The sequence below is a fragment of the Sphaerisporangium sp. NPDC049003 genome (genome assembly GCF_043197795.1).
Classification (GTDB): domain Bacteria; phylum Actinomycetota; class Actinomycetes; order Streptosporangiales; family Streptosporangiaceae; genus Sphaerisporangium.
Map to the genome: position 1 here is coordinate 55,808 of NZ_JBICTU010000028.1, position 22,953 is coordinate 78,760.

The window sequence follows — 22,953 nt, forward strand, 5'->3', positions numbered from 1 at the left end:
GGGCGCCGGCCCCGCCGGCGCGGTCACTTGCCGAAACCGGCCGTCAGGCCGCTGAGCAACTGACGGCGGCCGACCACGTACAGGATCAGGATGGGAAGCGTGGTCAGCACGACGGAGGCGAGCACGGCCGGCACGTTCACGCTGTACTGCCCCTGGAAGGTCCACAGCGCGAGGGGCAGCGTGCGCTTGTCGGGGCTCTGGGTGAGGATCAGCGGCAGCAGGAATCCGTTCCAGATCGTCAGCGCGTTGTAGATCGACACCGTCACCACGGCCGGCCGGGTGAGCGGGAAGGCCAGGCGCCAGAGCGTCATCACCTCGCCCGCGCCGTCCAGCCGCATCGACTCGAACAGCTCCTTGGGCACGTCGCGGATGAAGTTGGCGAGGACCAGCACCGACAGCGGGATCGCGAAGGCGATCGACGGGAGGATCAGCGCCGTCAGCGAGTCGTACAGGCGCAGCCGGATGATCATCAGGTAGATCGGGATGATGGTCGCCTGCAGAGGGATGGCCAGGCCCATGAGGAAGAGCGCGTTCACCCCGCGCAGGAACCGGTGGGCGCCGCCCCGGACGATCGCGTACGCCGCCATGAACGCGAACGCGACCGCGGGGACGACCGCGCCGACGGTGACGATGAGGCTGTTGAGGAAGTACAGCGGGAAGTCGGACTCGATGACCAGCTTGTAGTTGGCGAGGGTCGGCTCGGTGGGCGGCGCCAGCGGGTTGGTCGCGTAGTAGGTGCTCTGCGCCTTGAAGCTCGTGATGGCGATCCAGTAGATCGGAACGATCACGACCGCCAGCCACAGCCAGCCCGCGGCCCCGCCCAGCCAGTTGGGGCGCTCCCCGCTCCCGCGCGGCCGGCGCCCGCGCGTTCCGGCCGCCGCGGTCCGTTCGAGTCCCGTCGTGTGGGTGATGCCCATGGTCAGGCCCCTTCGAGCTGGCTGGCGTCGGCGCCGCCGCCGCCGAGCCGGCGCAGGAGCAGCGCCAGGGCGAGGCCCACGAGGACGAGGATGACCGCGATGGCGCTGGCCGGTCCCATGAGGTTGGCCTGGAACCCGCGCTTGTACATGTCCAGGGCGAGCACCCGGGTCGCGTCGGCCGGGCCGCCAGCGGTCAGCACGAAGATCAGGTCGAAGAAGGTCAGGGAGCCGACCACCATGAGGGTGGAGGAGGTGATGATCGTGTACTTGAGCTGCGGCAGCGTGATGCTGAAGAACTTGCGGACCCGGCCCGCGCCGTCCAGCTCGGCGGCCTCGTACATGGAGCGCGGGATCTGCCGCACGCCGCCCTGGTAGATCAGCGAGTGGAACGGGATGAACTGCCACGACACCACGAAGATCACGACGCTGAAGGCCAGGACCGGCTCGCCGAGCCAGTCCTGTGTGAGCAGCCCGATGTGCAGCCCGGCGCCGAGCCCGAAGTTCGGGTCGAGCAGCGCCTTGTAGGTGATGGCGATGGCGGCCGAGCTGAGCAGCAGCGGGATGAAGTACAGCACCGCCAGCACAGCGCGGTAGCGCTGGTGCCCGGCCAGGAACACCCCGATCAGGATGCTGGCCGGCGTCTGGACCGCCCAGGAGGCGGCCATCACCAGGAACGTCACCCACAGCGCGTGCGGAAGGCCGGGGTCGGCGAGCACGGCCCGCCAGCTCGTCAGCCCGGACAGCCGGATGTCGCCGAGCCCGTCCCAGGACGTGAAGCTCAGGACCAGGACCCCGACGAGCGGGATCACCCCGAAGGCGACGAACACCGCCAGGGCCGGCACGGCCAGCCACGGAAGGACGCCGCCGCGCACCCCCCGAGTGGCGGCAGGCGGCGTCCCTTTCCTGGCGGGGGCGGCGAACGCGCTCAACTGCCGATGACCGCGTTCATGTTCGACACGAACTGCTGCGGCGTGATCGACAGCTGGAACAGCTTGGCGATGTTGTCCAGCAGCACCTCGGCCGCGGTGGGGCTGAGCGCCTGGTCCCAGGACTGGGCGAACGACTTGGCCTCGCTCGCGACGCCGTAGACGAACTTCAGCCAGTCGGCGTCCTTGGAGGAGGCGAACGAGCTGTCGGCTCCCTTGACGATCGGCACAGAGCCGATGCCGACCCACTCCTTGACCTCCTGGTCGCTGAGCACGCCGGTGGCGAAGAACTTCTTGGCGATCTCCTTCTGCTCGGCGGTCGCCTTGGAGGAGATCGACAGATACTGGCCGGGGTTGCCGACGGTGTTGCTCGGGTCGCCCTTTCCTCCCTCGACCGGAGGGAAGTTCATGTAGCCGAGGTTGCCGCCGGAGACGAAGTCGCCGCCGTCGGTCGACATGCTGCCGTAGGTCCAGGTGCCGTGCAGCATCATCGCGGCCTTGCCGGTGTACAGCAGCGCCTGGTCGGCGTTGGAGTCGGCGGTGATCGAGGAGAAGCCCTTGATGAACCCGTCCGCCTTGACGAGCTCCTGCAGCTTGGTCAGGGAGTCCAGGGCGGCCGGGTGCGACCAGGCGTCCTTCTTGGCGTCGAACACGGCCTGGAACACCTCGGGGCCGCCGATGCGGTCGAAGAGGAACTCCAGCCACATCATGTTCGTCCAGCGGGACTGGCCGGCGAGGGAGAACGGTGCGATGCCGGCGGCGTTGAACTTGGGCACCAGGTCCATGATGTCGCCCCACGACTGCGGCGGCTTCGCGCCGATCTTGTCGAAGAGCTTCTTGTTGTAGAACAGGACGATGGGCGCCACGGTCTCGCACGGCATCGCGTAGATCTTGCCGTCGACCGTCGCCGCCCCGAACGAGGAGGGGAACAGCCGGTCCTTCACGGCGGGGTTCTGGTCGAACCACGAGGTGAGGTCCTCCACCTGGCCGGCCTGTACGTACGTGCGCAGGGTCCCGCCGCCCCAGCCCCAGATGACGGTGGGCGCCTGGCCCGCCCCGATCGCCGTCTTGATCTTCGTCTTGTACGCGTCGTTCTGGAAGGTCGTCCCGGTGATCTGGCCGCCGGGGTTGGCCTTGTTGAAGGCCTCCACCGCCCTGGTGCGCACGCCCTCCTGCGGCTGCACCGACAGGTACCAGTAGGTGGCGTTGCCCCCGCCGCCCCCGCCGCCACCGCTGCCGGTCGTTCCGCCCGGCTTGGCCGGGCCGGAGGTGCCGCAGGCCGCTAACGCGGCACCCAGGGGAATGCTCATGGAGAGACTGAGGAAGGTGCGGCGAGAAGGTGTCCTGGAGTCCACGCTGATCTCCGTACGTAGAAATACCGGGGGCTGGGGCGCGGCTCCATGTGAAACGTCAGATGCGGTGGCCGGCGGTCGTCAATACAGCACCTCCGGTGCCACGCGTCCGCTCCTCCTTGAGCTCAGCTTGTCGAAACATTTTCGAAACAGGCCGCGTGGCACGCCAATTTAGATTTCCTCCACTTGCCTGTCAAGGGTGGTCTCACGCCCTCGCCGGCTCCGGATTTGGCGTGTGTAAAGTACTTTCGCACGGGCGTTTACCTGGTGATCTCCCGCCGAAGAGCAGAGCCGCCACAGGCGTCGAAACGTTTCGGGGCGATCGCGGGAACAGGTCTTTCTTGAGGAGAGCAGATGACGGCGCTAGATGGGACCTCCGCAGCGGACCAGATCCTCCGGCCGTGGCAGGACCCGGCACTCCCCGTGGCCGACCGGGTAGGCGCCCTCCTTGAGAACCTGACCCTGGAGGAGAAGGTCGGCCAGCTCGGCAGCCGGTGGATCGGCAACGACATGCAGACCGACCAGGGCGTGGAGCCCGACGAGGACGCCGCGGGCCCGCTGAACGTGGCCCCGATGCAGGACGTCTTCGCGGCCTCGGGGACGGTGCCCTTCGAGAAGGCGATCCGCCACGGGCTCGGCCACCTGACGCGGGTGTTCGGGAGCGCTCCGGTGACCGCGGCGGAGGGCGCCGCGGAGGTGGTCCGGCTGCAGCGCGAGGTGGTGAGGAGCTCCCGGCTCGGCATCCCGGCACTGGTCCACGAGGAGTGCCTCACCGGTTTCACCAGCTACGGGGCGACCGTCTACCCGGCGGCCATCGCCTGGGGCGCGACGTTCGACCCGGACCTGGTGGAGCGGATGGCCGCCGCCATCGGGCGGGACATGCGCGCCGTGGGCGTCCACCAGGGCCTTTCGCCGGTGCTGGACGTGGTGCGCGACTACCGCTGGGGCCGGGTCGAGGAGACCATGGGCGAAGATCCGTACCTCGTCGCGATGCTCGGCGCCGCCTACGTGCGCGGCCTGGAGAGCGCCGGGATCATCGCCACGCTCAAGCACTTCGCCGGATACTCCGCCTCCCGGGGGGCCCGCAACCACGGCCCGGTGCCGATGGGCCGGCGCGAGCTGCTGGACATGATCCTTCCGACGTTCGAGACCGCCATCGTCGAGGGCGGCGCGCGTTCTGTCATGAACTCCTACTCCGACGTCGACGGCGTTCCCGCCGCCGCCGACTCGTGGCTGCTGACCGACCTGCTGCGCGACGAGTGGGGATTCACAGGGACGGTCGTGTCGGACTACTGGGCCGTCCCGTTCCTCGCGACGACGCACCAGGTCGCCGCGGACACCGACGAGGCCGGGGCGCAGGCGCTCACCGCGGGCATCGACGTCGAGCTGCCCGACACGCTCGGCTTCGGCCAGCAGCTGGCCGAGCGGGTGCGGCGGGGCGAGCTGCCCGAGTCCCTGGTCGACCGGGCCGCCCGCCGCCTGCTCACGCAGAAGGTGCAGCTCGGGCTGCTGGACCCCGGCTGGACGCCGGAGAAGTCGGTGGCAGGGGCGGAGGCCGTGGACCTGGACTCGCCGGCCAACCGCGCCCTGGCCAGGGAGCTGGCCGAGCGGTCGATCGTGCTGCTCGACGCGGGCACCGCGCTGCCGCTGCTCGGCGAGGGGCGTACGGAGCCACGCCGGGTGGCCGTGGTGGGGCCCTGCGCCGACGACCCGCGCACCTTCATGGGCTGCTACGCCTTCCCCAACCACGTGCTGCCCCGTCATCCGGGCCTCGGGCTCGGCGTGGACGCGCCCAGCCTGCTCGACGCGCTGCGGGCCGAGCTGCCGGGCACCGAGCTGATCTACGAGCGAGGCTGCGACGTGCGGGACCAGGACCGGTCCGGCTTCGCCGCCGCGCTCCGGGCGGCCCGTGAGTCCGACCTGTGCGTGGCCGTCGTCGGCGACCTGGCCGGGCTGTTCGGGCAGGGGACCTCGGGCGAGGGTTGCGACGCCGAGGACCTGCGGCTGCCCGGGGCGCAGGAGGACCTGCTGGTCGAGCTGGCCGCCACCGGCACGCCGGTCGTGGTGGTCGTCGTGTCCGGCCGCCCGTACGCGCTGGGTGAGGTGGCCGGCGGGGCCGCCGCGCTCGTCCAGGCGTTCATGCCCGGCGAGGAGGGCGGGGCGGCCATCGCCGGCGTCCTGTCCGGCCGGGTGCAGCCCAGCGGGAAGCTGCCGGTGCAGATCCCGCGCGGCCCGGGCGGGCAGCCGGGCACCTACCTGCAGCCGCCGCTGGGCTCCAACAGCCACGGCATCAGCAACCTCGACCCCACCCCGCTGTTCCCGTTCGGGTACGGCGCCTCGTACACCACCTTCGAGATCGGCGATCTGCGCGTCAGCGACGCCGAGGTGCCCACCGACGGTGAGTTCACCGTGTCCGTGCTGGTGCGCAACACCGGGGGCCGGGCGGGCGAGGAGGTCGTCCAGCTCTACCTGCACGACGTGCTCGCCCAGGTCACCCGGCCGGTACGGCAGCTCGCCGGGTTCGCCAGGGTCCGGCTGGAGCCCGGCGCGAGCGCGCGGGCGACCTTCACCGTGCCCGCCGACCGTACCGCCTTCACCGGGCGCGACCTGCGGCGCGTCGTCGAGCCCGGGGACCTGGAGGTGTTCGCGGGCACGTCGGCCTCGGACCTGCCGTGCCGGGGCCACGTACGGCTGACCGGCCCGCTGCGGCACGTCGGCCGGGGCCGGCGGCTCGTCACGCCCGTGGACGTGGACCGGCGCCGGACTCGGGCGCCACGCGACAGGGAGGGACGAATGCCGGCCAGTCGTAGACGGGCCACGCTGGCCACGGTCGCGGCCTCGGCGGGCGTGTCGGTCGCCACGGTGTCGAAGGTGCTCAACGGCCGCAGCGACGTCGCCCCGTCGACCCGCTCCCTCGTGCAGTCGTTGCTGGAGCAGCACGACTACGTCGCGCCGCCGCAGCGCCGGGGCGAGGCGGCGGCGGCCGGCACGATAGAGGTGGAGTTCGACGCGGATCTCAACGCGTACTCGACCGAGATCGTCCAGGGCGCGGTGCGGGCCGGGGCCGAGCTCGACGTGGCGATCGTGGTGAGCATCCGGACGAACGCCGGCCGCACCGGGGTGTGGGCGCGCGACCTGGTCGCGGCCGGGCGGCGCGCACTGATCGCCGTCACCGGCGAGCTGACCGCCGGGCAGCTCGCCGCCCTGTCCCGCGCGCGGCTGCCACTGGTCGTGATCGACCCGCTTAACCTGCCGCAGACCCAGGTCACCAGCGTCGGCTCGACGAACTTCGCCGGAGGCCTGGCCGCCACGCAGCACCTGCTCGCGCTCGGGCACCGGCGCATCGCCTACCTCGGCGGCCCGGCCACCGCCGCCTGCAACCAGGCCCGGTTGCACGGCTACCGCGCCGCCATGGAGGCCGCGGGCGCTCCGATTCCCCCAGGTCACGTACGGACGGGGCGCTTCCTCTACCAGGACGGCGTGGCGGGCGGCGCGGCCCTGCTCGACCTGCCCGAGGCGCCCACGGCCATCTTCGCGGGCTGCGACGAGATCGCCCTCGGCGTGCTGGAGGCCACCAGGGCGCGGGGGCTACGCGTGCCCGAGGACCTCAGCATCGTGGGCTTCGACGACACCCAGCTCGCCCAGACGGCCTCCCCACCGCTGACCACGGTGCGCCAGCCGCTGCGGGAGATGGGCGGCGTCGCGGTGCGCACGGCGCTGCGCCTGGCCGCGGGGGAACGGGTCGACTCCCACCACGTCGAGCTCGCCACCGAGCTGGTCGTGCGCGGCTCTACCACGGGGACGCCCGCCCGCGCCTGACCCGAGCGCCTGACCCGAGCGCCTGACCCGAGCGCCTGACCCGAGCGCCTGACCCGAGCGCCTGACCCGAGCGCCTGACCCGAGCGCCTGATCCGCGCGCCTGACCCGCGAGGCCGACCTGCGGGTGACCTGAGCGGGTGACCCGTGGCCGACCTGGGGCGGCCGCCCCCGAACATCCGGGAGCGGCCGCCGACTCCGGCCGCGGGCTAGCGGCCCTGTAGCGCCTTGACGTTGTCGCCGAAGGTCCAGCTCTTCGATCCGTCCCAGTTGATGGACCAGGTCATCAGACCCTTGAGGCCGCCGCTGAAGCTGTTCCAGCTCTGGGACACCAGAGAGGGCGCCATGTAGCCGCCTCCGGCTCCGCTCTGGGCGGGCAGGCCGGGGACCTGCTTGTCATAGGGGACCTTGATCGTCGTGCCCTGGATGACCAGGCCGTTGTTCAGGCAGGTGGTCTGGGCGGTGAACCCCTGAACCGTGCCGGCGGAATAGGAGTCGCCGGAGCAGCCGTACATGCTTCCGTTGTAGTACTGCATGTTCAGCCACCAGAGGCGGCCGTTGTCGGCGTACTTCTTGATGATCGGCAGGTACGATCCCCAGATCGAGCCGTAGGTGACGCTGCCCCCGGTGACGTACGCCGTCTCGGGCGCCATGGTCAGGCCGAAGTTGGACGGCATCTGGGCGAGCACGCCGTCGATGATGCGGATGAGATTGGCCTGCGAGGTGGAGAGCTGGTTGATGTTGCCGCTGCCGCTGAGGCCGGTCTCGATGTCGATGTCGATGCCGTCGAAGTTGTAGCGCTTGAGGATCGGCACGATGGTGGCCACGAAGCGGTCGGCGACGGCGCTGGAGCTGAGGTCGATGCCGGCGGTCGCTCCGCCGATGGACATCAGGATCGTCAGGCCGGCGGCCTTGGCCTGGCACATCTCGGCCGGGGTGGCGACCTTGACGGTTGCGTCCATGCCGTCTTCCCACAGGACGGTTCCGTCGGAGCGGATGACGGGGAACGCCGCGTTGATCACGTTGTAGCCGTGGGCCTTGATGCGGGAGTCGGTGATCGGAATCCAGCCGAGCGGCGGGTGCACACCGTTCGACGCGCCGTCCCAGTTCTCCCAGTACCCCTGGAGGACCTTGCCCGCCGGCCTCGACTTCACCGCGCACGTGCCACCCGTCTGGGTCGGCGTAGGCGTCGGGGTGGGTGTCGTGGTGGGCGTCGTAGTGGGCGTGGGCGTCGAGGTGGGCGTGGGCGTGGGCGTGCTCGACGGGGGGACGCCGGGCCCGTCGAAGCTGATGTCGTCGGCGTAGTAGGTGCCCTGCCCGTACCACCCGTGCAGGTAGACCACGGCGGTGGTCTGGCCGGCCGCGGTGGTGAAGGCGACCGAGAGCTGCGTGTACGTCGCCGACGAGGTCCAGGTGGAACCGCCGCCGTTGACGCCGAGGTAGACGTAGCTGCCGCGCACCCAGGCGGTCAGGGTGTAGGCGGTGCTCGGCTTGACGGTCACCGACTGGATGCACTGGGCGTTGTCGGAGGCACTGGCCGCGCCGGCGAGCGCCTTCGTCCCGGAGCGGACCGGGGAGCCGACCACCGAACCCAGCCCACCGGTGCAGGACCAGGGCGAGAGGGATCCGGTCTCCAGGCCCGGATTGGCGAGGAGGTTGGCGGCCTGGGCCGACGTCTGCGTGACGAGGACGCCTATGACCGCCAGCAGCAACGAGACTGCCAGCGCCAGGAGGCGGGGCGTTCGCTTCCGGGATGTTCGCTTCATGGGGGGTGACAACCCTTCTGTCGCCCGGGTGCGAGGGGTCACCGGGCATCGACGGCGGGCGGGGGGTGCCCTTGGAACGCCTTCTTATAGGAAAGTTTCCTAAGAGTTGTCGCGATCGTAGCCCCGACTTCAATGCCGTACAAGGCCCAAAACAGGACAGGGGGGCAGGAGAAACGGCGGCAGCGCCCGCGGGACGCGGGCGCTGCCGGGGATGTCGCGGGGAAGGGAGGTCAGGGGGCGTGGACGGGCCGGCCGGTCCGGGTGAGCGGCCAGTTCCTCGCCGAGTTCGTCCCGGCGAACGGCTGCGCCGGGTACTCGGGGGCGCAGCGGGTGCCGGGTCGCGGCATCTTGAGCTCGATCAGGTACTTCTCGATCGTGTCGTGGGCGCAGACGCTGTTGCGGAACTGGCCATGCCCGACGCCCTCGTACTCCAACAGGACCGACCGCGGGATCTGCTGGGCGGCCGCGTGGTTCCAGGCCGCCGGGGTGCCGACGTCGTAGCGGGCCGTGGCCACCAGGATGGGCGGGTTGCCGCTGATCCTGAGCCGGTGCTGCGGGTTGGACACCGGGCCCTGCCAGTTGAGACATCCCACCACGTCGGACCAGAACGGCGAGAGCTTCGTGTGCGGGGCGACCGTTTCGAGCCGCCGCCGGTACTGTTCGAGCTGGGAGAAGCTCTTGACGTCCCACTTCCAGTCGGAGCACCAGATGGCGGGGTAGGGGTTGTTGACCACTTCCGCCTTGGCGGTGGCCTTGAGCGCCGGGGGAGTGCCTTCGGCGAGGGCCTTCAGCCAGCCGGCGGTCTCGAACCAGCCGCTCGGGCCGTACATGGAGCCGAACAGTCCCACCCGCAGTTCCTCGGCGGAGATCGGGTGGCCGTCGGCGGGGTCCCTCAGGTCGCCGGCCTCCGCCTTGGCGTGCAGCCCGTCCCACACCTCGACGACCTTCTGGTCGTGCAGCGCGCAGGCCGTGGTCGCGCCGCACCACTCGCCGAATTCGAGGAAGCTGCCCTCGAAGTCCTCCGTCGTGGTCTTCAGGTACTGCCACGCGGAGGTGATGCTGTGGTCCATGTTGGAGTCGATCGCCATCGCGCGGATGTTGCGCGGGAACAGTTCGGCGTACTGCTGGCCGACCTGCGTGCCGTAGGAGATCGCGAAGAAGCTGATCTGGCGTTCCCCGAGTGCCACCCGGATCGCGTCGACGTCGCGGGCCGCGCTGGTGGTGTCCACGTGGTCGAACAGCGGGCCGGTCTGCTTACGGCAGTCCTTCGACAGGTCCGCGTTGAACCGCAGGAAGGCCCGGTACTCCGCCTCGCCGGCGGGATAGGTGAAAGGCGTACGGCGGACCAGGTCCTCGCTGCACACCGCCTGGGTGCTGCGGCCGACGCCGCGCGGGTCGAGGCTGACGAGGTCGAAGTACCGCCGGATCGGGTCGCTGTCCGGGATGGCGCGGTTGACGATGAACGGGCTGATCCCCGAGCCACCGGGGCCGCCCGGGTGGATGACCAGCACGCCGATGCGCTTGGCCGGGTCCAGCGCCTTGAGCCGGCCGATCGCCAGGTCAAGGGTCGGCCCGCTCGGCTTCGTCCAGTCGATCGGCACCTTGAGGGTGGCGCACTCGCCCTTGTACGTGGTGCCGCACTCCGCCCACTGGATCGGCGCCGAGGGGCGCCAGCCTGAGGTCGCGGCCCCCGCGGCCGCCGGCTCACGGGGAGTGGGGTCAGCGAGGGCCGGTCGCGCGAGCGAGGTCGTCAGCGCGAGTCCGGCGAGCGCAGCAGTGAATAACCGCCTCTTCATGGATTCCCTTCACAGTCACGTGCCGCATGCGAGGGGTGGGCGGGAGATCAGGGCCGTGCGGAAAGGGCTCCGGCCGCTGCCGGTGAAGCTCGCCGGTGGGGCGAGTGCCGTGTCGCCGGTCGTGGGGACGCCTCAACCCGTCTCGCATGCGTTTCCCTCTGGAGGATGTGCTTCGCTGGTCGTTAACGGTTGACAAGGCCAAATATCGTGACATCCCCGACCAGAATGATCATAATGGCCGGACGCCGCCGATGTTGATATTTATGCGAACCAGGAGGTGAGCGCCACCTCCGGTCGGCGCGGCACCGATCACGCCGGCCGAACTCGGGAAGCCCGGCCCGGCCAACCCGCCGCGTTCGGCCCGCGTGGAGATCTGGTATCCGTTTCGCCGGCCCCACACGCTCACATGTGTCCGGGCGAGGTACCCGAGCTCCCTGTTCATCCTCAACGGCCGCCCGTCCCATCGGGTGGACTGCAACGAAAGGATCGCCGAGTGGCTGAAGCAGTGGAACCCCGTCGTTGGCACGCCCGTCTCGAAGGGCTGATCGCCGAGTACGAGGTGCCCGGCGCGAGCCTGGCCTTCCTGCACGAGGGGGAGGTGCACGAATTCGCCGCGGGAGTGCTGAACGTGGACACCGGGGTGGAGGTGACCACCGACTCCCTCTTCCAGATCGGCTCGATCACCAAGGTGTGGACCGCCACGCAGATCATGCTCCTCGTCGAACGGGGCGAGCTGACGCTCGACACCCCGGTCGCCGAGGTCCTGCCGGAGTTCGCCGTCGCCGACCCGGAGGTGACCAAGACCGTCACGATCAGGCACCTGCTCACGCACACCTCAGGCATCGACGGAGACCTGTTCCTCGACACCGGCCGGGGCGACGACTGCGTGGAGAAGTACGTGCGGGCGTGCGCCGACCTGCCGCAGAACCACCCCCTCGGCGTCACCCAGTCGTACTGCAACTCCGGGTTCGTCATCGCCGGGCGCGTCGTCGAGCGCCTCACCGGCAAGGTGTGGGACGCCGCGCTGCGCGAGCAGATCATCGAGCCGCTCGGCCTCACCCACACCTGGACCCTGCCGGAGGACGTCCTGCGCTTCCGTTCCGCCATGGGCCACATGGACGGCCGGCCCGCCCCCGTCTGGGGCCTGATGCGCTCCGGTGGCCCGGCCGGTTTGATCTGCGCCAGGCCCGCCGACGTCGTGGCGTTCGCCCGCGCGCACCTGGGCACCGGGCTGCTCACGGACCCCCGGGCGATGTGGGAGCCGCAGGTGGACGTCCCCAACCCCCATACGATCGGGAAGCAGTGGGGCATCGGCTGGATCCTGAACGAGTGGGAGGGCCGGCTGATCGTCTCCCACGGCGGCAACACCATCGGCCAGGCCGCCATGCTCTGGATGGTCCCCGGCAGCGAGACGGTGGTCTGCCTGCTGGCCAACGGCGGGCACACCGCGGCGTTCCAGCAGGCTCTGGCCACCGAGCTCTTCGACGACCTGCTCGGCCTGGCCGTGCCCCCCGTCCTCGGCCCCCCGGCGGAGCCGTTCGAGACCGACGTCGAGCGTTACGCCGGCGTGTACGAGCGGGCGGGCACCCGGATGACGCTCACGGTCCGCGACGGCAGGCTCGCGCTGTTCGCCGAGGCCACCGGCGCGCTGGCCGGGCTTCAGCCGGATCTGGCCTTCGACCTCGTCCCGGTGGACGACACCACCTTCGCCGGCCGCCCGGAGGGCGAGCCGCAGTGGCTGTCGGCCGTCTTCTACGAGCTCGCCGACGGCTCCCCGTACATCCACCTCGGCGTGCGCGCCACACCAAAGATCGCCTGAGAGCCGGGACGTCCGAGGACCTGGGGAAGCGTTTCGACGAGACGCGAGCACTCCGCGCCACCCCGCGCACACGGTGATCGAGCCTGGTCGGGGCCTCACCGGATCTTCGTGAGGCGGACGGTCACGTACGTGAGGGCAGGTGGCCGCCATCCGGTGCCCGCTCCAAATCGGGGCTGGCCCAAGGGAAAGGAGTGACCAGGTCGCGGGAACGTCGACGATCATCCTGCTTGGCTGGCGCGCATGATTCAGAGCCGACGAAGCAGACTCTTGGCCACGATCGTGGCCACGGTCACGATCACCACAGGAATGGCGGCGGCACCCGCGCGAGGGATGGCCGCCGGGGACGCGGCCGCGAGGGTCGAGGCGTACCTGGACGGGATCCGCGACGAGCCGGGCAGGCTCCGCGAGTTCACCCTGGATTTGCCGAAGGGCGCCGACATCCACGCGCATCTGTCGGGCAGCGTGCCGACCAGGGGCCTTCTCGGCTCGGCCATGCGCGACGGACTGTGCGTCGACACCACGTCCTTCGTCGCCTCGGCTCCGCCGTGCCACGCCGGGCAGCGACCGGCCCGTGACGCGGCCACGGACGGCTCCTTCGGCGACGACGTCGTGCGGGCGTGGTCGATGCAGGGCTTCACTCCGGGCGCCGAGTCGGGCCACGACCACTTCTTCGCGACGTTCGGCAAGTTCGGCGCCGCGGCCGCCCACAAGGGCGAGATGCTCGCCGTCGTCGCATCCCGGGCGGCGGCCGAGAACGAGTTCGCCGTGGAGGCCATGCTGTCCCGCCAGTCGGGGGCGATCGGGGAACTCGCCAAGAAGGTCGGGTACGACCCGGATCCGGCGCGGCTGCGCGACCGGCTGCTGGCCGGCGGCGCGATGGCCGCGATCGTCAAGGCGGCGCGCGCGGACGCGGACGCGGACCTGAAGGAGATGCGAGCCACCCTCGGCTGTGGCAAGAACGGCGCAGACCCGGGCTGTGAGTTGCCGGTGCGTTTCGTCCTCCAGGTCACCCGCACGAGCGCTCCCGAGGTCGTCTTCGCCCAGATGCTGCTCGCGTTCGAGCTGGCCGAGGCCGACGAGCGCTACGCCGGTCTGAACCTGGTCGCACCGGAGGACGACAAGGTCGCGCTGCGCGACTACCGGTTGCACATGCGCATGCTCGGCTACCTGCGGGGCCTCTACTCCAAGGCCCACATCTCCCTGCACGCGGGCGAGCTCGCCCCCGGCATCGCTCCGGCCGGGGACCTGCGGTTCCACATCGGCGAGGCCGTACGCACGGGCAAGGCCGAGCGCATCGGGCACGGTGTCGACATCGCCGGCGAGGACGGGTCGGCCGGCCTGCTGGCCGAGATGGCGGGCAAGCACGTGCTCGTCGAGATCGCCCTCACCAGCAACTGCCAGATCCTCAAGGTATGCGGCGACCGGCATCCGTTCGTGGCCTACCGTAAGGCGGGAGTGCCGGTCACGCTCGTCACCGACGACGCGGGCATCGAGCACACCGACCTGAGCGGGGAGTACGAGCGGGCGATCACGTCCTACGGGCTGCGCTACGCCGATGTGAAGACCATGGCCAGAGCCGCGCTCGACCACGGCTTCCTCCAGGGCCGAGGCCTCTGGCGTGCGCCCGACGACTACGTTCCCGTGCCGGAGTGCGCGGGAACGCCGCTCGGTGGCGCCACGCCTCCGGCCGCGTGCAAGGCTCTGCTGAAGGCCAGCCCCAAGGCGAGGGCCGAATGGAACCAGGAGGCGGCCTTCACCCGCTTCGAAGACCGCTACGACGGCTGACATGGGCCGGTGGCCGTGCTGCCGGACCCCCGGCGTGGACTCAGGCCGGATCAGGCGAGCAGGCCCGCCACGGCGAGGGCGGGCTCGGGGTGCCCGGCCAGCAGCGCGCTCACCTCCCGGTGATCGGACGCGCAGGCCACGGGATCCCGCCACCCCGCGTCGCACCCGAGGAGCTCCGCCACCGCGTCGCACGCCGTGGGATGCCCCACCAGCAGCTCGGACACCGGCCCCGCGGACACCGGGGCCGGACGCGGCGCGGTTTCGGTCGCCGGCCGCGTCCCCTCCGCGCTCCATGGAGGCACCCACGCGTCCACCGAGGCCAGGCTGCCCGGGAACGTGCGGCCCGCCTCGCGTACGAGCATCGGCATCAGCTCGCCCGCCTGGTCGCTGAGCATCGTGATCAGCCTGGGCAGCCACGGCAGCAGGACGGCGTCGGGCAGCCGCCCGAAGGCCTTGGAGATCACCTCCACCACGAAGCCCGAGAGCGCAGGCGCGGGCTCCATGGCCTGCACGAATCCCGTGATGTACAGGGGGAACGACGGGAGCACGAGGGGGTTGGCCAGCAGCTCGTCGCACCGCGACCGCAACTCGGCCGGCGGCAGCAGGCCGAGCCGGCACTGGGCGGCCCACAGCAGCGCCACCTTGGCGGGCGCCTCGGGATGGGACTGCCTCACGGCGAGCTGCAGCTGCGCGCGGTCGCATCCCAGCGTTAGCGCGAGGCTCTCCATGCCGAACAGGAAGCCGAGCATGGCGCCCACCTGCCGGATGCCGGTGTCCTCGTCCACGAAGGCGGTCGGCAGCAGGGTGCAGTAGTGCGCGTACCCGCCGCTGACGAACGCCTCGCACCAGGTGGGAAGTGCCGGCTCGGTGGCGCGGTAGTGGGCGAGCAGCCGCCGGATCCGGCGCAGCACCTCCGGCGCGTCGTCCACGGTGCGCTCGGCCGCCAGCAGCTCGACGGCCCGCGCCCCGAGCTGGTCGGCCAACCGTCCGCCGCCGAGGTAGAGCACGGCGTCCTCGACCGCCGCGAGGGCGACGGCCGCCGTGGCGTCCGGCTGCCACACGGTACGGCGGAGCCGCCGCTCCAGCACCTGCTCGATGGTGACGCCCTCGTAGCCGAGCTCGATGATGGAGCGCTGGTAGCGGCCGAACGACAGGTCCCAGCTCTCCTGGATCGACCGCTCGCCCAGCCTGCGCTCGCCCATGATGGGCCGGACCGCCTCCCGCGGCAGCAGGTAGCGCAGCATCCACAGAAGGTCGGAGCAGGCCACCAGCCCGGGGTCCGCGCCGAGGTCCAGCAGCGCCCGCTGGATCGTGCGCTTCTCCAGGTCGAGCCCCAGCGGCTTCAGCCGGTCGAACACGTCGCGGGCCAGCGGCGGCAGGGCGTCGTAGCCGACCTCGCCGACCCGGTCGCCGCCGAGGAGGATCTCGCACAGGCGGCGCACGTCGCGGCGGCCGGGCACCACGTCCTTCTCGATGCACGTGACGGCCGCGTCCTGGAAGTCGTACGGCGTGGGCCTCGCCCTGTTGCGCAGCCCCGCGAGCAGGATCGAGGTCTCGAACACGGCGATGGCGTCCGCCGTGCCGGCCAGATACCCGTTGCGGCGGGCCAGCCTGACGATGTCGACACACCAGCCGAGCAGCTCGGTCTCGTCGAGGTCGTCCAGGGCGGGCGGCCTCGACAGGAAGCCGGAAAGCTGATCGGTGACCGGGGCCCGGGGGACGGGCACCGCTTGCCGGGCGCGCGCCGACCGCTTGCGGGCGCCCTTCTGGCCCGCGAGCTGGAAGGGGGTGTGGCCGCCGCGCGCCGCGGCCTTGGCCCAGGTCGCCGCGGCGATCGACACCGAGCCGGAGGCCAGCCCGAACTGGGCCTCGATGGCCGAGTGGCTGGAGGGGATGAGCCCGTACAGCCAGCGCGTGGCCGTGCGCGGGCTGATGTCGAAGTCCGGCGCCTCGGCGGAAAGGCCGAACTGCTCGACCCGGCTTGCGGCGTGGAACGCGCCGCACACGTACAGGCACTGCGCCGGATCGGCGCCCGACGCGGCCAGGTGCTCGCGCATCCGGGTCCACATGTAGCGCTCGCGGTCCTCGTCCCTGGCCAGCCGGTCGCCGCCGGGGCCAAGCCGCCGGAACAGGCTGCCGACGAGCACCATGACCTGCCGGTAGGTGTCGTAGTCCGCGCCGGCCAGGGGCTGCTCCACGTACTGGTCCCACCACTCAGACCAGTGCCTCACCTTGCCGTGGCGCATCAGGTGCTCCTCGAGCTCGGCGAAGCGGGGGCGCAGGTCGCCGATCTCGATGCCCACGGCGTCGCCGTGCAGCGCGGCGTCGTCCCCGTGCCCCGCCGCCTCCGGCTCCTCCTTGGGCGCCCACTGGAAGACGTGGTCCGACGAGCGGTCCACCAGCACCAGCTCGACGCCGGGCGTTTCGAGCGCGTAGGAGATGGCCTGGTACTCGGCCGACGCCTCGGTGATGGGGGCCACCACGCTGAGTGGACCCCAGGCCGGCGGGAAGCCGTCGAGGTCGGTCGCGAACGCCTGCAACGCCACGGGGAGGCGGCAGTTGCGCAGTTCGGTCAGCAGCGGCCGCAGGTCCTCACAGAGCTCCAGGTAGACGACCTTGGGTTGCTTCTCCCGCAGGCGGCGCACCATGGCCAGCGCCGAGGCCGGTGAGTGGTGGCACACCGGGAAGATCTCAAGCTCCTCGCGCAGCGCGCGGTCGACGTCGTCCACCAGGCCTGCCAGGATGCCCGCCAGGGCGTCGGGAGCGCCGGCGAACGCGGTGGCGGCGTCGACCAGCTGCCCGCGAAGCGCGCCGAAGGGGCCCATGCCAGCGCTCATGACAGCGTGGCGATGGCCTGGCGGCCGCCCTCGAGGAACTCCGGCCACAGGCCGCCGTCGTTCTTGCTGCGGGGTTCGACGACGCCGTGCCAGTACTTGTTCAGGATGGCCAGGTCCTCGGGGGTGCGCCGGGCCAGCGAGCCGACCAGCGAGCCCGCGAGCGTCTCGGCCCGAAGGGTGCGGTCGCCGAAGAAGTTGCTGTGCAGGATGGCGTCCTCCAGCACGCCGATCTGCTCGGCCGTCGACAGCGCGGACTCGAGCTTCTCGTCGTCGCTGGTGGCCGACGCGGCGGCGGCGCGCAGGTCGGCGAAGCTCTGTAGCAGGATGTCGAGCAGCGTGGGCGGCAGCTCCAGCTCGATGCGGTGCCGGCGCAGCAGCTCCACGGTGCGGAAGCGGACGATCTCAGCCTCGCTGCGCCTGCTCGTCACGACCGGGATCCGGACGAAGTTGAACCGTCGCTTCAGTGCCGACGAGAGGTCGTTGACGCCCCGGTCGCGGCTGTTGGCCGTGGCGATGATCGAGAATCCGGGCTGGGCGAAGACGATGTTGTCGCTGTCGAGCTCGGGGATGGACACGTACTTCTCGGAGAGAATGGAGATCAGGGCGTCCTGGACGTCGCTGGTGGAGCGGGTCAGCTCCTCGAAGCGGCCGATCACGCCCCGCTCCATCGCCGTCATGATGGGCGAGGGGATCATCGACTCCCGGGACTGGCCCTTGGCGATCACCATGGAGACGTTCCACGAGTACTTGATGTGGTCCTCGGTTGTGCCGGCCGTGCCCTGGACGACCAGGGTGGAGTTGCGGCAGATCGCGGCGGAGAGCAGCTCGGCGAGCCAGCTCTTGCCGGTGCCCGGGTCGCCGATCAGCAGCAGGCCCCGGTCGGACGCCAGGGTCACGATGCTGCGCTCGACGAAGCTGCGGTCGCCGAACCACTTCTGCGGGATCTCGCGGTCGAGCCCGTCGGAGCGTTCGGAGCCGAGCACGAACAGCCGCACCATGCGGGGGCTGAGCCGCCACGAGAACGGCTTGGGGCCGTCGTCGACGGACTCCAGCCAGTCGAGCTCTTCGGCGTACTTCACCTCGGCGGGGGCACGCAGCATGTCATCGGTCATTCGCGGTCTCCTAGGTAAGGAAGTTCTTGAGCTCGAACACGAGCTTGCGGATATGGCCTGAGATCACCGGAGTGCCCAGGTCCTTGAGCTTCTGGCGGTACCACGGGTCCACGCTCTGGGACCCCGAGCTGTTCACCGAGCCCACGGGGATGAACTTCACCCCCGAGCGGTGCACCGCCTCGAAGTCGCTGATCAGCGCGCGGTTGTCGTAGAAGTCGGAGATCCACACCATCACCGTGTCGCGCGGATCGGCGATCTTCGGCCGGGCCAGGGCCATCGCGGCGGTGCCGTCGGTGCCGCCCCCGAGCGTCGTGCGCAGCAGCACCTCGAACGGGTCGTGCACCCACGGGGTCAGGTCGAGCGCCCTGGTGTCGTAGGCGATCAGGTGCACGTCGACCTTGGGCAGCCCCGCGAAGATCGACGCGAGGATGGTGCAGTTGACCATCGCGTCCACCATCGACCCCGACTGGTCGACGACCACGATCAGCCGGGCGGGGGTGGTGCGGCGTGCGGTCTGCCGGTAGTACAGCCGGTCGACGTACAGCCGCTGGTCCTCCGGGCTCCAGTTGGTGAGGTTCTTCCAGATGGTGCGTTCGATGTCGAGGTTGCGGAAGACCCGCTTCGGCGGCACCGACCTGTCGATGACGCCCACGCTGGTCTTCTCGACCTGCGTGCGCAGCACCTCGGCCACCTCGTCGACGAACCTGCGGATCAGCGCCTTGGCATTGGCCAGCGCGACCCCCGACAGGTTGGACTTGTCACGCAGAAGCTGCTCGATGAGCGACATGCTCGGCGTGAGCTTCCTGGCCAGGTTGGGGTCGGCCAGCACCTCCCGCAGGCGCATGCGCTTGACGAGCCCGCCCTCCAGCTCCGCCAGGACCGCGGCCAGCTCCTCCTCGCCGGGACGCGAGCGAAGCCCTCCCGGCTCGCACCCCATCGCGCGCTCGAACCAGCCCGCGTCCTGCTGCCAGCCCGCCAGCTCGCCCGCGGTGACGCTGCCGGTGCCCGTCGCGAACACGTTGACCAGCAGCTTCGAGACCAGGGCCGCACGACGCACCTCGCCCCCGCCTGAGTGCTCCTGCTCCACCAGCAGGTCGCGCAACTCGGCGTCCAGCTCGGGGAAACGCTGCACCAGGGTGTCCACCGACACCCCGGGGTCGAGCAGCGCGGGCGGCAGCCCTAAGTCGTCGACGATGTCCACGCTCGCCGCCTCCAGCGTGGGCTGCTCGTCGGTGTCGAACAGCCGTGACAGCAGGCGCCAGTAGAGCACCTGGCGCCGGTTCTCGCCGGCGCCGATCGGAGATTCGCTCATCGCCTCAGCAGCCGTCCTGCCCGCTCGCGCAGCACGGCGACCACGTCACCGGCCCTGGCCTCGGCCTTGACGACCTTGGGATCGGTGGGCCCCATCGCCCAGTCGCCGTTGTGCGCGGCGACCGGCTTGCGCTTGACCGTCGCCACCACCGCCAGCGGCCGCAGCAGCCACCGCCCGCCGTCCCAGCGCATCAGGCCGACGCACGACGACGACGCGGCCACCAGTTCGGGGGTGAGCGGGCCGCAGGCCGGTAAGCGGTCGACGTCCACGGCGAGCGTGTTGCCGCCCAGCTCGAACGCGCGGCCGTCGGTGGTCGTGTACCCCTCCACCAGCACGGGCTCGGCGACGCGTACCGGATGGCGGTCGAGGGGCGGCACCGCGGGCGCGAGCGCCTCGCCGAGCATGACCCGCGCGGTCGCGAACGGATCGGCCACCTCGCCCGCGCGGGCACGCTCCTCCTGCCAGACCAGGTCGCCTCCGGCCAGCAGCGGCATGTCGGTGATCTCCAGACTGCGATGTTCGGCCAGGGCCGCCAGCAGCACCGGAAACCCGCTCATCAGCCGCCACACCGCTGGGCCGGTGATCGTGTCGACCTTCGCCGCGGCCACGCTCAGCCGCACCAGCCGGGACGGCGAGCCGCCGCTGGATTCGAGGATGCCGTGGACCTGCGCGCGCACCACCGTGCTGTGCTCGTGCACGTCGGTCCCGAGGATCAGCAGCCGTCCCGACACCGGCTCGGCCCCGCCGTTCCACGCGCCGGCCCGCGACAGCAGCACACCGCGTGCCCACAGATCGGCCCACCGCCGGACGGGCAGCCGTTCCATCGTCGCGACCGGGCACGACGCGCGCAGCTCGGCCGCCAGCCCGTCGAGCAGCACCGAAAGCCCCCGCAGCTCCGGTATCGCCTGCGACGCGTCGAGCGTCCGGTCGGCGGCGGAGACCAGATCGTGGTCGACGCCCCGCCATCCGGCGATGGCCAGCTCGCGCAGCCAGCCCCGGCACCCGGCGAGCAGATTGCCCGCCACCTCCTCAGGCGCCGCCGCCGGAGCCTCCCACGCCGCCCGCGACCGCCCCAGCGCGGCGTCGAGGCGAGCGAGCAGGGCGTCGTGCACGGCGCCGAACAACGCGGACCGCCCACCCGCCAGCGCCGCCAGGTGCTCGTCGGAGACCGACCCGGCGATCACCTTCTCGGCCGCCTCGCCCAGGCGCTCACCGAGCGGGGTGGCCGCCATCGCGCCGGCCAGGGCCGCCAGCGCCGCGGCCCGCTCCTCGCCGAGCCGGGCGAACCCGTGCACGAGGGCGTCGTCGAAGCCGGCCACCAGATCGAGCGCCTCGTCGACCCCTGCCGGAGCGCCGTCGAGCAGCTCGCCAAGCCGCATGCCGAGCATCAACGCACGGCTCCCATGGCCGGGAACCAGTGCAGCTCGGCCAGGGGATCGGTGCTGTCGGGCACCTCCAGGTAGGCAAGGTGCCGCAGGAAGCGGCTGAACACCACCGCCGCCGGGGTGCGCTCAGGCGCGCCGTTCAAGCAGCTCATCAGACGGCCGCCCTCGGGGACCTCGACCCGCAGGTAGCGGGCCACCCGGTCGAGGCCGTACTGCAGCACGGCCTCGCCGGCGAGCGCGTGGAGATGCTTGCACGGCGAGCCGTGCAACGCCCCGCACGGCCGGTTGTTGTTGGTGCTGCAGTCGTAGGTGTGGGTGCCGGCGGTGATCGACGAGACATAGACCCGCGCGACGTCGGACCCGCTCGACACGACCCCCTGCAACCGCCCGTCGGCCAGCTCGACGAAGGGAACCTTCGCCAGCTTGCGCGGCTCGACGGGCGGGACCACCCGCACCACACTGCACTGCTCCCACGCGGCTCTTTCCGCGACCACGACCCTCGACCTCCAGCCTGAACGGCTCGCGGACGCCAACCGAAACGTCGGTGTCTACGCGAACGGCCGATCAATGATCAAGGAAACTACCCCACGCCACCGACAGTCCGCCGCGCTCCTCGATCGGCCGGCCGGCCGATCGAGGATGGCCGGGTTTCCATCCAAGACGTTCTGGTCGCCCTGTCTCATAGGATTTCCGCATGTACCCCCGACTCGGTGATGATCTCGCCCGCACCGCGGAACTGCTCGAAGCGACCAGCGCCTACGCCGCGCGACTCCTCGCGGGCGTGACCGCACGGCCGGTCGCGCGTCCGTCCGCCGGGCACGAGCCGCTCTCACTGCCGGGCACCGGAGCGGGTGCCCAGGGCGCCATGGAGGCGTTCGCCCTTCGATGGGAGCCCGGTTTCGCCGCCAGCGCAGGGCCCCGCTACCTGGGCTTCGTCACCGGGGGCACCACGCCCGCGGCGCTGGTGGGCGACTGGCTGACCGGCGTCCTGGACCAGAACCCCACCTCCCGCGTCGACTCCTGCGCGGCCGACCTGGAACGGGAGACGGTCGGCTGGCTCCGCGAGCTGTTCGGGCTCCACCCCGAACACCAGGGCGCCTTCGTCAGCGGTGCGACGATGTCCAACTTCGCAGGGCTGGCGATCGCCCGGGAGTGGCTGGGCGAGCAGCGTGGCATCTCGGTCGCCGAGCAGGGCGCGGCGGCGCTCGGGCCGGTGCGCGTCCTGTCTGGAACCGCGCACTCCAGCGTCTCCAAGGCGCTGTCCATGCTCGGCCTCGGCCGTTCGGCTCTCCGGCCGGTGGACGTCCTGCCCGGGAGGGAGGCCGTCGACGTGGCCCGGCTGGCCGAGGCGCTGGAGGAGTTGGGGGGCGAGCCCGCGATCGTGGTGGCCAACGCGGGGACGGTGAACACGGTCGACTTCGACGACCTGCGGGCGATCGCCGCCCTGCGCGACCGCCACCGCTTCTGGCTGCACGTGGACGCCGCCTTCGGCGGGTTCGCCGCCCTGTCCGACGACCACGCGCACCTGGTCGACGGGATCGCCGAAGCCGACTCGGTCTGCGTGGACCTGCACAAATGGCTGAACGTCCCCTACGACAGCGCCGTGCAGTTCACCCGCCGCCGCGACCTGCAGACGAGGGTCTTCCGGAACTCCGCCGCCTACCTCGGCCCACTGGGGGAGGACCCGGACTTTCTGCACCTGACCCCGGAGAACTCCCGGCGGCTGCGCGCGCTGGCCGCCTGGTTCACCCTGGCCGCGTACGGCCGCGAGGGCCACGCGGAGATCGTCCGGCGCGACATCGCCCTGGCCGCCCGGCTCGGCGAGCGGATCGCCGCGATGCCCGCCTACCGGCTGCTCGCGCCCGTCAGGCTCAACGTCGTCTGCTTCACCCTCGCCGACGCCCCCGAACGCATCGGCCAGGTGGCCCAGGCGATCACCGAATCCGGCGAGGCGTTCCTCACCACCACCGTGTACGACGGCGTGCCCGCCCTGCGCGCCGCCTTCAGCGGCTGGCGCACCACGGAACCCGACGTCGACAGGGTGGCGGAACTCCTGGAACGCATCACGTGACCACGCGGAACGCCCGTCAGCGGGGCCGGATCGAGGGTTCCGGCCCCGCTGGTCCCGGC

Annotated in this window: 14 protein-coding genes; 4 read left to right on the plus strand and 10 right to left on the minus strand. The window is 71.2% G+C overall.

Features of this window, described 5'->3' with window-relative positions:
* Nucleotides 1–23 precede the first annotated feature (23 nt).
* From ACGFIV_RS28170 to ACGFIV_RS28180, 3 genes are read right to left on the minus strand one after another with little or no spacing between them, the layout of a single operon-like run.
* Nucleotides 24–917 carry a carbohydrate ABC transporter permease gene (locus ACGFIV_RS28170; RefSeq protein WP_358560769.1) on the minus strand — a complete coding sequence of 298 codons (894 nt, stop codon included), beginning with the start codon at nucleotides 915–917 and terminating at the stop codon, nucleotides 24–26.
* Between the two features lie 2 nt (nucleotides 918–919).
* Nucleotides 920–1,846 (minus strand): carbohydrate ABC transporter permease, encoded by a 927-nt coding sequence (locus ACGFIV_RS28175; RefSeq protein ID WP_392838171.1) that lies wholly within the window; start codon nucleotides 1,844–1,846, stop codon nucleotides 920–922.
* Nucleotides 1,843–3,153: an extracellular solute-binding protein gene (locus tag ACGFIV_RS28180; protein WP_392838172.1), complete on the minus strand. Its 1,311-nt coding sequence runs from the start codon at nucleotides 3,151–3,153 to the stop codon at nucleotides 1,843–1,845. The genes ACGFIV_RS28175 and ACGFIV_RS28180 overlap by 4 nt, the downstream gene beginning before the upstream one ends.
* Before the next feature lie 396 nt (nucleotides 3,154–3,549).
* Between ACGFIV_RS28180 and ACGFIV_RS28185 the strand changes: the two genes are divergently transcribed.
* A complete protein-coding gene (locus tag ACGFIV_RS28185; protein WP_392838173.1) occupies nucleotides 3,550–7,014 on the plus strand; it encodes a glycoside hydrolase family 3 N-terminal domain-containing protein in 3,465 nt (1,154 codons plus the stop codon).
* 206 nt (nucleotides 7,015–7,220) lie between these two features.
* On the opposite strand, the gene ACGFIV_RS28190 is transcribed toward ACGFIV_RS28185, so the two are convergent.
* Both ACGFIV_RS28190 and ACGFIV_RS28195 read right to left on the minus strand, forming a co-directional pair.
* Nucleotides 7,221–8,777 (minus strand): glycosyl hydrolase family 18 protein, encoded by a 1,557-nt coding sequence (locus ACGFIV_RS28190; protein WP_358559074.1) that lies wholly within the window; start codon nucleotides 8,775–8,777, stop codon nucleotides 7,221–7,223.
* A gap of 230 nt (nucleotides 8,778–9,007) precedes the next feature.
* Nucleotides 9,008–10,573 (minus strand): alpha/beta fold hydrolase, encoded by a 1,566-nt coding sequence (locus ACGFIV_RS28195; RefSeq protein WP_358559073.1) that lies wholly within the window; start codon nucleotides 10,571–10,573, stop codon nucleotides 9,008–9,010.
* 493 nt (nucleotides 10,574–11,066) lie between these two features.
* On the opposite strand from ACGFIV_RS28195, the gene ACGFIV_RS28200 reads away from it, so the two are divergent.
* On the plus strand, nucleotides 11,067–12,392 hold the full coding sequence (locus ACGFIV_RS28200) for a serine hydrolase (protein WP_392838174.1): 1,326 nt from the start codon (nucleotides 11,067–11,069) through the stop codon (nucleotides 12,390–12,392).
* A gap of 267 nt (nucleotides 12,393–12,659) precedes the next feature.
* On the plus strand, nucleotides 12,660–14,177 hold the full coding sequence (locus ACGFIV_RS28205) for a hypothetical protein (protein ID WP_392838175.1): 1,518 nt from the start codon (nucleotides 12,660–12,662) through the stop codon (nucleotides 14,175–14,177).
* A 50-nt stretch (nucleotides 14,178–14,227) separates the two neighbouring features.
* On the opposite strand, the gene ACGFIV_RS28210 is transcribed toward ACGFIV_RS28205, so the two are convergent.
* Genes ACGFIV_RS28210 through ACGFIV_RS28230 form a run of 5 tightly spaced genes read right to left on the minus strand, consistent with a single transcriptional unit; the run spans nucleotide 14,228 to nucleotide 21,317 of the window.
* The gene (locus ACGFIV_RS28210; RefSeq protein WP_392838176.1) at nucleotides 14,228–17,014 is read right to left on the minus strand and encodes a DUF5682 family protein; all 2,787 of its coding nucleotides are present in this window, start codon (nucleotides 17,012–17,014) and stop codon (nucleotides 14,228–14,230) included.
* Complete coding sequence (locus ACGFIV_RS28215; protein WP_392838177.1) at nucleotides 17,011–18,126, minus strand: AAA family ATPase; 1,116 nt, start codon at nucleotides 18,124–18,126, stop codon at nucleotides 17,011–17,013. Before ACGFIV_RS28215 ends, ACGFIV_RS28210 begins: the two co-directional genes overlap by 4 nt.
* A 10-nt stretch (nucleotides 18,127–18,136) precedes the next feature.
* Entirely contained in the window at nucleotides 18,137–19,438 is a 1,302-nt protein-coding gene (locus tag ACGFIV_RS28220) for a VWA domain-containing protein (protein ID WP_358559453.1), read from the minus strand.
* Entirely contained in the window at nucleotides 19,435–20,826 is a 1,392-nt protein-coding gene (locus tag ACGFIV_RS28225; protein WP_358559455.1) for a hypothetical protein, read from the minus strand. Before ACGFIV_RS28225 ends, ACGFIV_RS28220 begins: the two co-directional genes overlap by 4 nt.
* Nucleotides 20,826–21,317 carry a hypothetical protein gene (locus tag ACGFIV_RS28230; RefSeq protein WP_392838178.1) on the minus strand — a complete coding sequence of 164 codons (492 nt, stop codon included), beginning with the start codon at nucleotides 21,315–21,317 and terminating at the stop codon, nucleotides 20,826–20,828. Before ACGFIV_RS28230 ends, ACGFIV_RS28225 begins: the two co-directional genes overlap by 1 nt.
* Nucleotides 21,318–21,517: 200 nt before the next feature.
* Here ACGFIV_RS28230 and ACGFIV_RS28235 point away from each other — a divergent pair, with 200 nt between their 5' ends.
* The gene (locus tag ACGFIV_RS28235; RefSeq protein ID WP_358559459.1) at nucleotides 21,518–22,894 is read left to right on the plus strand and encodes a pyridoxal-dependent decarboxylase; all 1,377 of its coding nucleotides are present in this window, start codon (nucleotides 21,518–21,520) and stop codon (nucleotides 22,892–22,894) included.
* Nucleotides 22,895–22,953: the final 59 nt, after the last annotated feature.